Genomic DNA, 13,755 nt, shown 5'->3' with positions numbered 1-13,755 from the left:
TCCACTCCTTCATTTATGCTGGTTCTGTAAGTTTACCACTGTAAGCAGCTGTATAAACTTTTCGGATGTCCTCTTCAAGGAGTGGAAGAGGGCTGCGAGCCAAAATACGCTTCTGTTTCACACCGTCTTGCGTCAAAGATTCAATTGCAGACTCTGGAATATCAAACTCTTTCAATGTATGAGGAATTCCTACATCTTTAACCAGTCGAACAAGTTCGTCTACACAGGCATAAGAGGCTTCCTCATCACTCATTAGGGATGCATTGCCACCAAGCGCTTCGTATATATCTCTCATACGTGTCACGGTAGATTTGCGAATATAGTTCATCACATAAGGAAGAAGCACCGCATTCGATTCTCCATGCGGGATATGAAACTGTCCGCCGAGTGGATAGGCGAGCGCATGAACGCCAGCTACTCCCGCATTAAAGAACGCCAGTCCAGCGATGTAACTGCCATGGCTCATTGCAGTTCTAGCTTCTCGGTCTTCCCCGTCATGAACTGCTGTCCGAATCGCACGACTCATCATGCGGATGGCATGAAGAGCTAATGCATCCGAAGTCGGAGAGGCATTGACTGAAACGTAGGCTTCGATTGCATGCGTCAAGGCATCTACTCCTGTTGCTGCTGTTACTCGAGGTGGCACCGTCACGGTTAGAGCGGGATCTACTATGGCCACATCTGCAATTAGCGCGGGATGCGCCACTACATCTTTTGAAGATTCTAAAGACAATACAGAAATATTGGTTACTTCAGAACCTGTTCCTGCAGTAGTAGGAATTAGGATTTTAGGAAGGCCCTTCTGTTGAATTGTCCGTGTTGCCGTTAAGTTCATATACTCTGACACGTTTCCTTCATTCTTAGCTAGAACCGCGGCTAACTTCGCAAGGTCTAAAGCACTTCCCCCTCCAAACCCGATCACTAAATCAAAATCTCCTTCACGTGTAAAGGCTACCAATCGCTCTCCCAATTCTAGAGGCGGTTCTGGCTCTACATCGGTCGAGACAACGACTTCAAACCCGTTCTCATGAAGTGGGTCCGTGACCTGCTTCGTTAATCCCAGTTTGTCCAACATGGGGTCTGTAAGAACTAAAATCTTTTTTGGCGAAAACGTTTCAACTTGTGGAATTAACTCTTTCAGAGCTCCCCATCCTGTGAAACTGAGAGGAGCAAATACCAATTGAGAATAACTCATCCTATCTCTCCTTACTCATAGTAGCCTTCTGTCGATTTTCTAAAATTAGCAAACTGATTGGCATCATGTCCAAACCAGACTTGAGAATTTGTTTCTTTTGCCAGTTTTCGGATACGTTCAACGGTAGCGTTATATCCTACTGAGTCATATAGAATTCCAGGTGGTTTTACCGGGGGACCAAAACTCTCTGCTGTATAAATGGCGTCAGATGCCAAGATGATACCACCTGTCTCCGGCATATCAATTCGTAGACCGAGCATTCCCCAAGCATGTCCACTACCAAAATTCAGAACTTCTACGCCAGGGAGCAGCTGTAATCGGTCTTCATTCCGTTTAATCGTATTCCATTGCAAATTATTCTTGATCCAAGCATCAATATCGCCCCACACATAAGCGCCTTCTTTTTGATTGCGAGCGTAAGTTTGAAGTGTGCCATTAAATTCGTCTTCGTGAACAATGATTTGTGCATTTGTGAAGAGTTCAAGACATCCCGCATGGTCAAGATGCAAGTGGGAAGCGACAACATACTTGATATCTTTCGGATGGACGCCGAGTTCTCCCAGGCGGTTGTGTAAGTAACAGGCTTCAGGCATATCAATCGGAAACATTTGTTGCGTTGCTTGACCCCAACGGCCTTCTGGACCCATTGAATTGGGATTGCACGCTGTATCAAAAAGGATTTTTCCTTCTGGGTGATCAATTAGTACCGTGTAAACAGGAAATTCAACAAATTCTGTTGGAGCATTTGGATTGGTTAGTGTAGCCGGATTGTGCATGGCAATCATCCAGTTCTTGTCCATACGCATCCGTCCGTTATCCATTACATACAACTTTTTCTGCGGTTGAATAATATGAGTCACTCTAATTTCCTCCTTTTTATCCCGTGAAAGAAGCAACGCCGTCTCCTTAATCGTTTTTGCCTAAAGCCTCACCCCCTTTGAATGGTTACGTATTCATTTTTTCGAAAGCGATTTCATTTTCAGCCATCGCCAAACTAGATCGAGGCAGTCGTACCTCTTGGAATCAAGTGAACGGGTAGTGTTTTTTGAATCCACTTTTCACTTGGAGATTCCATGATAGAAAATAACGTCTCCACCCCAATTTGCCCTAAATTTTTTGGGTAGGTAGCGCCAATCGTCGTTAAATTAAATGAAGAATGGCTACTCCATGTGACATTATCAATCCCTAATACACTGATATCTTCAGGTACTCGGTATCCCATAGATTTCAGGACATCTAACACATAAATAGCAATGGAATCGGTTGCAGCAAAAATAGCTGTAGGTTTTTCCTTCTCTTTGAGCAATCGAATCATCTGTTTGTGAATATGTTGTGGACTTGTATCTGTCACGACGGTCCAAGATGGTTTGGTTACGTATCCATTTTCATTCATTACTTCTCGAAACCCGGCATACCGGCCAGCAAATGTACTCATTGTTTGAGGCCCTCCGACCCAAGCAATATGGCGGTGACCAAGATCTAGTAAATGCCGAGCTCCAAGTCTTCCTGCCTGTAGATTATCAATTTCAACGAAATGGCTCGGCTCCACAGGTTTCCGGTTAAAGAAAACAAATGGTATTCCGAATCGAGACAACTTTGAAAAGATGGGGTCCTCCAAATAAATAGAGGATAAAATCATGCCATCTACTTTAGACTTAGCTAAACTTTCAAAAACACTTTCATTGCTACCTAAATCTTCAAAATGTACGGTGACTTGATAGCCTTGCAACCGCGCAAATTGAATGATAGCTGTGACAGAGTCCGCAAAAAATGGATTATGTAAAGGTCCGGACACTAGAGCGATAGACCGAGTAGAGTTGCTGACTAATGACCGAGCAATTGCATTTGGATGATAATTCAAGGTCTCGATGGCGTCCAACACACGTTGACGCGTCTTCTCTTTTACAGTCTCCGGCGCATTTAACACTCGAGACACGGTAGTTTGAGAGACACCTGCAAATTTTGCTACGTCTTTTGATGAGACCATGAGTTTCTCCTCCAGTAAGTACTGTCATCATAAATGATAGAAAGACTAAATGTCAAGAATAGTCTGACACTTTAGGTTTCCGTCTCATTTGTTGCAACAAGAATAAGAATACGCCAGCTAAGACGAGGACGCCCCCGACTAACTGCCACCCAGTCAAGCGCTCGCCTAGTAGCCATACGGCAAGGAGTGTCGCCCCGACCGGTTCACCAAGAATACTCATAGAGATGGTCGTTGCATTGACATACTTCAATAACCAGTTGTTGATCATGTGCGAAATCGTTGGGACCACCGCGAGAAGAACGAAGATTCCCCAATCTTGTCCACTATACCCAGTAAACGAAACGCCAGCAATCAAGTTATAGAGAACTAGTGCGATTCCAGCAAAGCCAAATACAGAAAAGCTATAAATCCAGTGTGAGACCTTTTTCACCGCGCTCTGTCCAATCAGCAAGTATCCAACTACGGCAATAACACTTAAGAAAGACAAGACGTCTCCTAAGATGGCTGCTGCGCTCAGACCAAAATCACCCCATCCGATCATGACAGCACCTAAGACCGCCACTCCCATGGTGACAAGAGCTGCACGCGTCGTTCGTTCGCGAAAGACAAGGAAGCCTCCGATGAGCGAAACAATCGGTTGAAGCGCCAAGATAATAGTAGAACTAGCCACAGTCGTTAGTTTCAAAGAACCAAACCACAGAGCAAAGTGAAGTGCTAAAAAGACACCGGAGAAAGCAAGAAGTCGCCACTCACGCGAAGTGACATGTTTGAACTCTTCTCGACGCACCCAAACAATCGGCAATAAAAATAAAGTCGCTAGCAACATCCGGTACATACTAAGTACCGTAGCCGGAGCATCCGACCACTTCACAAAAATCGCTGCAAACGAGATGGCCACGATGGAAATAAATAAAGGGAAAATAATCTTAGGTGAGGATTCTTGAGCCACTGTAAGACACGTCCTAACTGAATAAAATAGTTGAGATATAGATAACACACGTAACCGTCAAGGCACTGACTACGGTTGAAAATAACACTGTCTGAGCTGCTGTATCCGCATCCACATCGTATTCAAGCGCGAGACTTGCACTGTTGCGAGATGTTGGAAACGCACTAGCAATAAGTAGTGACTGGGCGATGATGCCCTCTAACCCTAGTAGCAAGATCAAGCCAAACGCTACAGCAGGTCCCATTACTAAACGAAAAAAACTGCTGAGGAACACCGTTTTATTGAGCACCGACTTGACTTTGATGGTAGAAAGCTGTGCTCCTAACGTAATTAATGCCACCGCGACAAATCCATCCGCCACATAGTCAATTGGAATGCGAATCGGAGCTGGTATCGGAACATGCAACAGATTGAGCAGTGCACCTAAAACAAGCGCGACGACGATAGGCATACGAATAACTTCTTTGACGATAGCCCAACCGGATTTTGTAGTAGAAATTAAATTGAACAAACCATATGTATACGTCGTGATATTTTGAAAGATGACCATGATGACTTGAATAGCGACCCCTATCGGATTGGCTGCATACAATAGTTGCGCAACCGGTAAGCCGTAGTTTCCTGAGTTGATCAACACGATACTGTTTTTAAACACCGCCGCTTCTGCTCGAGGCAGGCCTAACCATTTCGCACCGAGTGTGCCAAGTAACATTTGCGATAGAATAAATAGAACAATAAACCCCATGACTTGGGTCAATACAGGTAAGGAAATCACAGTTTCATAAAGATTGATAAAGACCGCCGCCGGCATAAAACAAAAGGTGACGAGCTGGGATAGAGCTTTGACCCGAAATGCGAATTTCTTTTGAAGAACGGCTCCAAGTCCTAGTAAGACTAGTATTGGAACGATAATTTGAAAGAATAACAACGAAAAATAAGTCACGAACCGCATCCCCCCTCGCCTTTAGTCTAGACCTCTTTTTGAATTCTGCCAACATTCTTTTTTCGTGAAACGAAGTGTTAGAGGTCGCTATTTCTTCTATCTGTCCATATAATAGTTTAGTACTGAAATAGAAAGTGAGACCCCAAATGACAAAAGACCAACGAAAAAAATTAGCTATCTTAATGTTGAACATGTTCATTGCTGTCGGAAGCTTCGGTTTGATCCTTCCGATTTTACCTGAATATCTACGAGAACTCGGACAAGGCGGGACAGCAGCCGGGATGATCATCGCCTTATTTGCTGGAGCACAACTCATCTTCTCTCCTATTGGTGGACGCTGGACAGACCAATACGGCCGCCGCAAGATGATCATCCTCGGACTCTTTGGCCTCGGATTTTCTATGTTACTGTTTTACCTGGCACCTAACATCTTCTTCGTGTACATCTCGCGCTTCATCGGAGGCGTCGGTGCCGCATTCTGTATCCCGGCCATCTTTGCGTATGTTGCCGATATCACAACGATGGATCAACGTGCGAAAGGGAACAGTTTCATCTCTGCTTCTATGTCACTAGGTATTGTCGTAGGACCTGGAATCGGAGGATTCTTAGCAGAATACGGAACGAAGACCCCGCTACTTGTTTCGGCTATCGTCGGATTACTAGCTGTAGTCATTTCCTATTTCACATTGCAAGAGAGTCAACCTGAAGGAGATGTCATGACGCGTCCTCAGTCTTCACTCCTTGATGATGTCATGCAGTCCCCGAAAAAACCGTACTTCATTCCCTTGATCATCATCATGGTCATGAGCTTTGGATTGATTGCATATGAAACCGTGCTTGGCCTTTATGTCGATGCTGCTTTTGGTGCGACAGCACAAGAGATTGCTTGGATGATTACAGCAACTGGAACTGTCAGTGTCGTCATTCAGTTATTCGTAGTAGATTACTTGGTTCGCCGCTTCGGAGAACCTGCCCTCTTGATTGTGTTCTTAGGTGTGGCAGCACTCGGCTTCTTCTTATCGCTAATTGCGACTAGTTACGCGATGTTCTTCGGCATCACACTATTAGTATTCTTAGCGACTTCCCTGCTTCGTCCTGTACTGACGACCATGATTTCGAAAATGGCTGGCAAAGAACAAGGGCTTGCGATGGGACTTAACAACTCTTACATGAGTATCGGGAATATCTTAGGGCCTTTGCTGGCTGGTGCGATTTATGATGTCGATATGAAGTATCCGTTCATGCTTGGCCTAGTTGTCCTGATTGCTACGCTTTTCCTTTCAATTAACTGGAGACTAAAAGCAAAAGCTACTATGTAAACTGAAAACATCCTCTCGGCAATTAGCTGAGAGGATGTTTTTTGATTTATTTTGAAAGAGCAACAAGCGCTTCTGTCATGACGGCTACGCCGTTTACGCAGTCCGCAAGCCCCGTCCATTCATCTGGAGAATGGCTTTTGCCGTTATGGCTAGGTACAAAAACCATTCCTGATGGAACATATTTGCCCATGATCATAGCGTCATGACCTGCTCCGCTAACAAGTGGCATTGTCGACAAGCCACAAGCCCCAGCTGCATCTCGGATGATTTGTTGAATCTCTTCTGGAACCAAGACAGGCGGTATCTGGACGTCTTGCTCAATCGTCACTTCTAGACCTCTTGCCTTTGCAATTCGTTCGGCAGCGTCATAGATTCGTTCAAGTAAATCCGCCCGTGTGTCTTCGTAAATATCTCGCACATCCACAGTCACTTGCGTTTCTCCCGCAATCACATTGGAACCATTCGGAAAGACGTGTAATTTCCCTACAGTTGCGACTGCTGTTCCATTGATCTGTCGCGGCAATTTCTCAACTTCTAAAATTAGTTCTGCCGCAGCAGGAACTGTATCTTTTCTGGCGTCCATCGGCGTATTCCCTGCATGGTCTGTGTTTCCTTTATAGGTAGCCGTCAACCACGCTGGACCTGCAATTCCTTCGACTACTCCGATGTTCGTTCCCGTCTCTTCTAGTTTCACGCCTTGTTCGATGTGAAGCTCTAAAAATGCATGAATCTCATCCGCTTGACGAGTATGCACTTGTACATCTTCAGGAGTGAAGCCCATTTCGCGCATGGCATCTACAAGCCCAATCCCCGCATCATCCTGAAAGCGCAGAAGATCCTCGTAGCTGACTTCTCCCATCAAGACACGGCTTCCGAAAATCCCATTTCGAAAACGCGCTCCTTCCTCATCAACAAACACCACAACTTCAATCCCACGTTTTGGCTGAATGCCTCTAGCTTTGATAGCCTTAACTGCGAGCAAGCTGCTGATACAGCCAAGAGGTCCATCAAATGCGCCGCCATTCGGAACGCTGTCTAGGTGAGATCCCGTCATTACAACTGGCAAGGAGGGATCTTCACCTTCTAGGCGACCATAGAGGTTCCCAATAGCATCTTCGCTTACCGCAAGACCTGCTTCTTCCATCCAGCGAACAAACACGTCTTTTGCTTGTTTTTCTGTCGTCGTGTACGGAAAGCGGTGCATTCCACCTTCTGAAGTCAAACCGATCTGCATCAATTCATTTAACTTATCAGCGACTTCTTGAGGGTCAATTCCCGGATACGCAGGAACCTGGTCTATAGCCTGAGTTAATCGTTCATATGTAAACATTTTTAGCCTCCTAGTGGATATTCAATAACAGCTCCTGGTCCTAATGGTAGTCCTAAGAAGTACCAAATCGCAAAGAATGCGATCCATGCAATTCCAAACACAATAGTATAAGGAAGCATAATAGAAATTAGAGAACCGAGTCCCAGATTCTTATCGTAACGTTTTGCAAGTGCCAGTAAGATAGCGAAGTAAGCAAACATCGGAGTTATCGGGTTTGTGATCGAATCCCCAATTCGGTATGCAAGCTGGGTAAATGCTGGACTGTACCCGAGTAACATGAACATTGGTACAAAGACCGGTCCTACAATTGCCCACTTTGCAGAAGCCGAAGCTATAAATAAATTTAAGAAGGCTGAGAACAGGATAAAACCAATTAACAGTGGAAGCCCTTTGAATCCAATCCCTTGTAAAAGTTCAGCACCATTCACTGCCATGATGATTCCTAGATTGCTCCAGTTGAAATAAGCAATAAACTGAGCGGCAAAGAAAGCAATAATGATATAGAGCCCCATTGAGCTCATCGCTTTCCCCATTTCATTCGCCACATCTTTGTCATTGCGTAGCGACTTAGTCGTAAATCCGTAAGCGAGTGCTGGGAATAGGAACAACCCCATAATTACAGGCACAAGAGAACTCATGAACGGAGAAATGACAATGCCACCATCTTCTCCACGTAACCAGCCGCTCTCAGGTACGATTGTCACTGCAACAAGAGCTAAGAAAAGGACTGCCGCTAAACCAGCAAGTTTCAAGCCTTTGAGTTCTTCTGATTTAAGAGGTTCCATAGAAAATGTAGGACCTGTGTACTCGGGTAATCGTGGTTCAACAATTTTTTCTGTCACCCAAATAGCAAGAGGTACAATGATGAAACAAGAACCTAACAAGAAATAGAAGTTCATAGCTGGATTCACAACGATATCTGGATTTACGATTTCAGCTGCGGTCTGTGTAAAACCTGCTAAAAGTGCATCTAGCATGTTAACAATCAAGTTTGCACTAAATCCGCCTGCTACTGCAGCATAAGCAGCAGCCATACCTGCGATCGGATGGCGACCAACACTCATGAAAACAAGAGCCGCAATTGGAGGAAGGACGATAAAACCTGCATCCCCTGCCATGTTCGCTAACACACCAGCAAATACAATAGCAAAAGTAATCATTTTCTTCGGAGCCGCCTGAACGACTTTACGAAGTAGAGCGGAAATCAATCCTACTCCCTCTGCAAGCCCAACCCCGATCATCGTCACAAGTACGAGTCCTAATGGTGGGAAGTTCGCAAAGTTCGTCACCATCTTGGTCATGATTTCTTGAAAACCGGTCTTTGTTAACAAACTGATAGCCTTTACTTCTTCATTCGTTCCAGGATTTATTACGGATAGGCCCGCCATCGCAGCAAAATGGGAGACTACTAAAATAGCTAAAGCAAATAAAATGAAGAGCGTCACGGGATCCGGTAATTTGTTCCCTACCTTTTCCACAACATCTAAAAACCTTGAAAATAAACCTCTCTTTTTCACAGCTTCCATCAAATCTCCCCTAACTTTTCTGAAAATTAATAGTTTTCATTATAACGCTTTATCCAAATAAAGCTATGTACGTTTAACCAAATCATAGAATTCTTTTTTGTGTATCTACACAACTAATAAACACTTACTTTGTGTAACTATCCATAGATATAGCATTTTATCAGTGTATAATGAATAGTATTACAATTCACTGGAGGTTCTATGATGTCTACTACTGAAACATTATTTAATCAAATCGATAGCTTATACGAAGAGATGGTCACCATCCGCCGCCATTTTCACGAAAATCCTGAACTCTCATTTGAAGAAGTCGAAACTCCAAAATTCATAGCAAATTATTTAACGGAACTAGGTATCGAGGTTGAGACAGGAGTAGGAGGTCGAGGTGTAATCGGCCGGATTTATGGTGGTCATCCAGGTAAAACCGTAGCTTTGCGCGCAGATTTTGATGCTCTGGCTATTCAAGATGAAAAAGATGTGCCGTATCGTTCGAAGGCAGCTGGAAAAATGCATGCTTGTGGACATGACGGACACACAGCAACTCTCCTGGCTGTTGCAAAAGTTCTACAAGAACATCGTGCTGACTTAAAAGGAAATGTCGTATTGATCCATCAATTCGCTGAAGAACTTGCACCAGGTGGCGCCAAACCGATGATTGAAGCAGGATGCCTAGAAGGCGTAGACGCTGTATTCGGAACACACCTATGGTCTATGACCCCTTATGGCACTATCGGCTGGGCACCTGGTCCTTCTATGGCTGCAGCTGACCGATTTGCGATTAAAATTAATGGCCGTGGTGGTCATGGTGCGTCTCCTCATGAAACGATCGATAGCTTATATTTAGCTACACAGGTAGTAAGTCAATTTCAATCAATTGTGAGTCGTCGTATCGATCCACTTCAGCCTGCAGTTTTGACTGTAGCCACATTTAAATCCGGCTCAGCTTTCAACGTCATCCCAGATAGTGCAGAAATCGGCGGAACTGTCCGTACTTTCGATACCGGCGTACAAGATCAAATCATTGAAGAAATGGACCGAATTATAAAAGGAGTTTGCGAAGGTAGTGGTGCTACTTATGAATTCGACTTCTTTAAAGGCTACCCTGCTGTCATCAATCATGAAAAAGATGCCCACTTAGTTGCTGCAGCAGCAAGAAAAGTAGTCGGTAACGAACAAGTCGTTCAAATGCCCCCTATTATGGGAGGAGAAGATTTTTCGTACTTCTTATTAGAGCGGCCAGGCGCTTTCTTCTTTACAGGAGCAGGAAACCCAGAAGTGGGTGCCGAGTATCCACATCATCATCCTAAATTTGATTTTGATGAACGTGCTATGAAGGATGCTGCCAAAGTGTTGATTCAAGTGACACTCGATTATTTGGAAGCATAAGCCTATGAACGAATCTTTATCAAAGCGTCAATTAGAATCTTTACTGTATGCTACCAATGTCATGAATAGCTCTCTTGACTTTGAAACAATCATCGAGTCTCTTTTGCAAGTGTGTGTTTCACAAGTCCAGGCAATTGACGGAGGAGTTTTATTTCTGTTCGATGAAGAGAGACAACGGCTGATTGCAAAAAAGACAACTGTCCTCGATAAGACCATTATCGATAAAGTCGCTTTAAAACCAGGAGAATCTATGACAGGACAATGCTTTATCCGAAAAGAGATTGTTCTGTTTCAAGGGAGAGAATCCGTGACCTCACTCACAGACACCTTGTCTCCAGAAAATAAACGGTACCTACATCTTTCTGTGCCAACTATGCCCTACTCCACAATTTGCGCCCCTTTACTAATAAAGGGGCAATGTCTAGGTGTCATCACTTTAGATGCATTTAAACCTGTGGAGATTTCAGATGAGGACTTAAAACTAGTCAAAGCGATTTCTCAACAAGCAGCCGTCACATTAGAAAACGCACGACTTTATCAAACTCAAGAGCGTGCCATGAACGATGTAAAGCGAGTCAACTATGCTCTTCAACGTTCTTCTACGATTCACCGTGAGTTAACCGAACTCGTGTTAAACGGTAAATCTTTGAATGAGATCACCTCTTACATCGGAAATCGATTACAAGTAGACTATGCGGTACTAAACGAAGAGAGAGACTTTTCGGTCTCCGCCTCTTCCCCTCAACTTGAGGAACTTATAGAGACACATTACCCTTCTACTTCTAACTTTCCCTTACAAACGGAAGTGCTGGAACTTAAAGATCGGCACCTACATTTTGTAGCTTTTCGATTAGGATCTAGGCAAGAACCGATCGGTTGGTTACTTTGTTCTAAAACAGAGCCTTTCGATGCAATTGATACCAATACACTTGAACATGCTAGCAGTATCCTAGCTATGGAACTTATCAAAACTAGGGCAATAGAAGACGCGCAACTCCAGATGCGAGGAGAATTTGCAGAACAGCTTTTCTCTGGAGTATTAAAAGAAGATTTACCGCTTTTAGCAAAGCGTCTCCACCTCCCTGTTGATGGAGACTTTGTGGTAGCCATCGCTCGGTTTGATGCGCCAATCGAGAAAGTCGTTATGTATCCGCGCGTTGTACAACAAGCAACAAAACATTTTCAGCAATTTGTTCATTTTGCTTCATTAGATTCACGTGAACTAAAAGTTATAGTCCATTTACCTCCAAATAAAGAAGTTCATCAAGTAACAGCTATTTGGAAGGGCTGGATTACTGAGTTAGAAGCGCTGACTCATTGCAAAGCTACTGTGGGGATCGGGAAGAAGCACTCCCACCTTCGCCGCGCCTATTACTCATCACAAGAAGCCTATCAGACGCTTCGTCATCTCGAAAAAATGCATTCTACCCAAGCCGTTCTGAGTTTTGATGAATTAGGTCTTCATCGATTGCTCTTACAATCCCCGAAAGAAGATATTCAAAACTATATTCAAGAAACGATGGGGACCTTACTACATTACGATCAAGAGAAAAATAGTGATTTGATTCTCACATTGCGCACATACTTTTCACATCAACAACAGATGAAGCCCACTGCCGAAGCTCTTCATATTCATGCAAACACATTAATTTATAGGTTAAGGCGCATAGAAGAAATCACAGGAAAAACGCTGACAAACTTAGACGATTTACTCTCCTTGCACACCGCTTTGCACTTCCTTCAAGACGAAATGTAAGTGATTTTGTTATGCTTAGAGGAAACAAAAAGGAGTTGTTTTGATGGAACCGTATTTGGCATCCCATTTGGATACTACTCGTGCACTAACACTGAAGGTCTTAGACGCAACACCTGAGGATTTATTGGATGTTATTCCACAAGGATACTCGAACTCAATCCGCTGGAACCTTGGACACATCGTCTACATTCAAGAGCGCTTAGCTTACGAAGTCGCAGGAAAACCAATTCATTTGCCAGAGGTTTATGCACGTCTGTTCGCTGCAGGAACTAAGCCAGCCGACTGGCAAGAAGAACCACCGACTCTAGCAGAAATTCGTGCACAGTTAGTGGCTCAGACCGCTCGCATCAAAGAAAGTCATCAAGGAGACTTGAACGTATCTCTACCACATCCGTTCACAAATAAATCTGGAATCACATTTGATACGGTCGGAGGTTGCTTGCTGTTCAGTTTCTTCCATGAAGCACTTCACTTGAATACCATTCGCCACTATTTGCGCCAACTGAAACAAAAGTAAAAGCATGGGCCGCGGCCCATGCTTTTTTATGCGGATACTTTATTTAATAAATGTACGATAATCCAACCTGCAGCAAATGTTAACACACTAAGTCCCCACTGCATGCCGTTTTCAGGTAGTCCTGGGAAGACAACCGCTAAAGAGCCTAAAACCAAGCCAATGATTACAGCGAATGTGATACCCGGTTTATGGCTAAGTAAGTAGCGAATGACCTTACTGCTGACAATAAAGCCAACTCCTACACCTGCTCCGATGATTAAAATCAACGGAATGTTTAAATCAGATAATGCTTTGATAGCTGTTGGGTATACCCCAATTAAAAGCAAGATGAACGAACCACTGATTCCAGGTAACAACATGGCCATACTCGCCAACCAACCTGAGAAGAACAATAAGGCAGTTGTCGCTGGCGACAGATTCGTAATAATATCCGCTTCTGCAGGACGAATAAATGCCATACTGGCAACTAACACTGTCCCTATCGCTATAGCTATCCAATACGAAGATTTGAAGCCAGCACGTGCATGCAATTCACCAAACAACATCGGAATAATCCCTATGATCAGACCTAAGAAGAAAAACTGTGTAGGTGCATAATAATTCTCCAATAAAAAGTCAATCACTCGACTCAGAGACAAAATCGTCGCTACCATTCCGACACCAAGCGGAATTAAGAAAAGCGCATGTCTCTTCCATTCACGACTAAAAAATCCACTGATAGCGGCGATTAAGCGGTCATAAATCCCTAAAATTACGGCAATCGTCCCACCACTTACTCCCGGGATCAAGTCGGCAACACCCATGGCAAAACCACGTAAAATATTTTTCCATTCCATACTAAAAACGC

Annotated in this window: 12 protein-coding genes; 4 read left to right on the top strand and 8 right to left on the bottom strand. The window is 43.9% G+C overall.

The window, feature by feature from the left end; all coding sequences use genetic code 11:
• Positions 1–13: 13 nt before the first annotated feature.
• The 5 genes from CF394_RS10220 to CF394_RS10200 form a co-directional block, all read right to left on the bottom strand.
• Positions 14–1,195, bottom strand: coding sequence for an iron-containing alcohol dehydrogenase (locus CF394_RS10220; RefSeq protein WP_094943441.1), 1,182 nt, complete (start codon positions 1,193–1,195; stop codon positions 14–16).
• 11 nt (positions 1,196–1,206) lie between these two features.
• On the bottom strand, positions 1,207–2,055 hold the full coding sequence (gene ahlS / locus CF394_RS10215) for an AhlS family quorum-quenching N-acyl homoserine lactonase (RefSeq protein ID WP_094943440.1): 849 nt from the start codon (positions 2,053–2,055) through the stop codon (positions 1,207–1,209).
• Positions 2,056–2,189: 134 nt separating this feature from the next.
• The gene (locus tag CF394_RS10210) at positions 2,190–3,182 is read right to left on the bottom strand and encodes a LacI family DNA-binding transcriptional regulator (protein ID WP_094943438.1); all 993 of its coding nucleotides are present in this window, start codon (positions 3,180–3,182) and stop codon (positions 2,190–2,192) included.
• A 52-nt stretch (positions 3,183–3,234) separates the two neighbouring features.
• Entirely contained in the window at positions 3,235–4,131 is an 897-nt protein-coding gene (locus tag CF394_RS10205) for a DMT family transporter (protein ID WP_243370799.1), read from the bottom strand.
• Between the two features lie 13 nt (positions 4,132–4,144).
• Positions 4,145–5,074, bottom strand: a complete 930-nt coding sequence (locus CF394_RS10200; RefSeq protein ID WP_094943437.1) for an AEC family transporter — start codon at positions 5,072–5,074, stop codon at positions 4,145–4,147.
• A gap of 146 nt (positions 5,075–5,220) precedes the next feature.
• Between CF394_RS10200 and CF394_RS10195 the strand changes: the two genes are divergently transcribed.
• Positions 5,221–6,393, top strand: coding sequence for an MFS transporter (locus tag CF394_RS10195; RefSeq protein WP_094943435.1), 1,173 nt, complete (start codon positions 5,221–5,223; stop codon positions 6,391–6,393).
• 46 nt (positions 6,394–6,439) lie between these two features.
• Here the strand turns inward: CF394_RS10195 and CF394_RS10190 are convergent, their stop codons facing one another.
• Positions 6,440–7,723: a Zn-dependent hydrolase gene (locus CF394_RS10190; RefSeq protein ID WP_094943434.1), complete on the bottom strand. Its 1,284-nt coding sequence runs from the start codon at positions 7,721–7,723 to the stop codon at positions 6,440–6,442.
• Positions 7,724–7,725: 2 nt separating this feature from the next.
• Positions 7,726–9,249, bottom strand: a complete 1,524-nt coding sequence (locus CF394_RS10185; RefSeq protein ID WP_094943432.1) for an AbgT family transporter — start codon at positions 9,247–9,249, stop codon at positions 7,726–7,728.
• A gap of 204 nt (positions 9,250–9,453) precedes the next feature.
• Between CF394_RS10185 and CF394_RS10180 the strand changes: the two genes are divergently transcribed.
• From CF394_RS10180 to CF394_RS10170, 3 genes are read left to right on the top strand one after another with little or no spacing between them, the layout of a single operon-like run.
• Positions 9,454–10,635: a M20 family metallopeptidase gene (locus CF394_RS10180; protein ID WP_094943431.1), complete on the top strand. Its 1,182-nt coding sequence runs from the start codon at positions 9,454–9,456 to the stop codon at positions 10,633–10,635.
• A gap of 4 nt (positions 10,636–10,639) precedes the next feature.
• Complete coding sequence (locus tag CF394_RS10175) at positions 10,640–12,391, top strand: helix-turn-helix domain-containing protein (RefSeq protein ID WP_094943429.1); 1,752 nt, start codon at positions 10,640–10,642, stop codon at positions 12,389–12,391.
• 43 nt (positions 12,392–12,434) lie between these two features.
• Positions 12,435–12,908: a DinB family protein gene (locus CF394_RS10170; RefSeq protein WP_094943428.1), complete on the top strand. Its 474-nt coding sequence runs from the start codon at positions 12,435–12,437 to the stop codon at positions 12,906–12,908.
• 26 nt (positions 12,909–12,934) lie between these two features.
• Here the strand turns inward: CF394_RS10170 and CF394_RS10165 are convergent, their stop codons facing one another.
• A complete protein-coding gene (locus CF394_RS10165) occupies positions 12,935–13,744 on the bottom strand; it encodes a DUF368 domain-containing protein (RefSeq protein WP_094943426.1) in 810 nt (269 codons plus the stop codon).
• Between the last annotated feature and the right edge of the window lie 11 nt (positions 13,745–13,755).

The sequence above is a fragment of the Tetzosporium hominis genome (assembly GCF_002265435.1).
GTDB lineage: Bacteria > Bacillota > Bacilli > Bacillales_A > Planococcaceae > Chryseomicrobium > Chryseomicrobium hominis.
Note: the sequence above shows the minus strand (reverse complement) of the source record. Positions and strands in the feature narration are given on the sequence as shown.

Bases quoted from the DNA above. Each gene is read 5' to 3' on its own strand.
- CF394_RS10185 (WP_094943432.1), bottom strand. From the start codon at position 9,249: ATGGAAGCTGTGAAAAAGAGAGGTTTATTTTCAAGGTTTTTAGATGTT.
- CF394_RS10195 (WP_094943435.1), top strand. From the start codon at position 5,221: ATGACAAAAGACCAACGAAAAAAATTAGCTATCTTAATGTTGAACATG.
- CF394_RS10165 (WP_094943426.1), bottom strand. From the start codon at position 13,744: ATGGAATGGAAAAATATTTTACGTGGTTTTGCCATGGGTGTTGCCGAC.
- CF394_RS10175 (WP_094943429.1), top strand. From the start codon at position 10,640: ATGAACGAATCTTTATCAAAGCGTCAATTAGAATCTTTACTGTATGCT.
- CF394_RS10220 (WP_094943441.1), bottom strand. From the start codon at position 1,195: ATGAGTTATTCTCAATTGGTATTTGCTCCTCTCAGTTTCACAGGATGG.
- CF394_RS10210 (WP_094943438.1), bottom strand. From the start codon at position 3,182: ATGGTCTCATCAAAAGACGTAGCAAAATTTGCAGGTGTCTCTCAAACT.
- CF394_RS10170 (WP_094943428.1), top strand. From the start codon at position 12,435: ATGGAACCGTATTTGGCATCCCATTTGGATACTACTCGTGCACTAACA.
- CF394_RS10180 (WP_094943431.1), top strand. From the start codon at position 9,454: ATGTCTACTACTGAAACATTATTTAATCAAATCGATAGCTTATACGAA.
- CF394_RS10190 (WP_094943434.1), bottom strand. From the start codon at position 7,723: ATGTTTACATATGAACGATTAACTCAGGCTATAGACCAGGTTCCTGCG.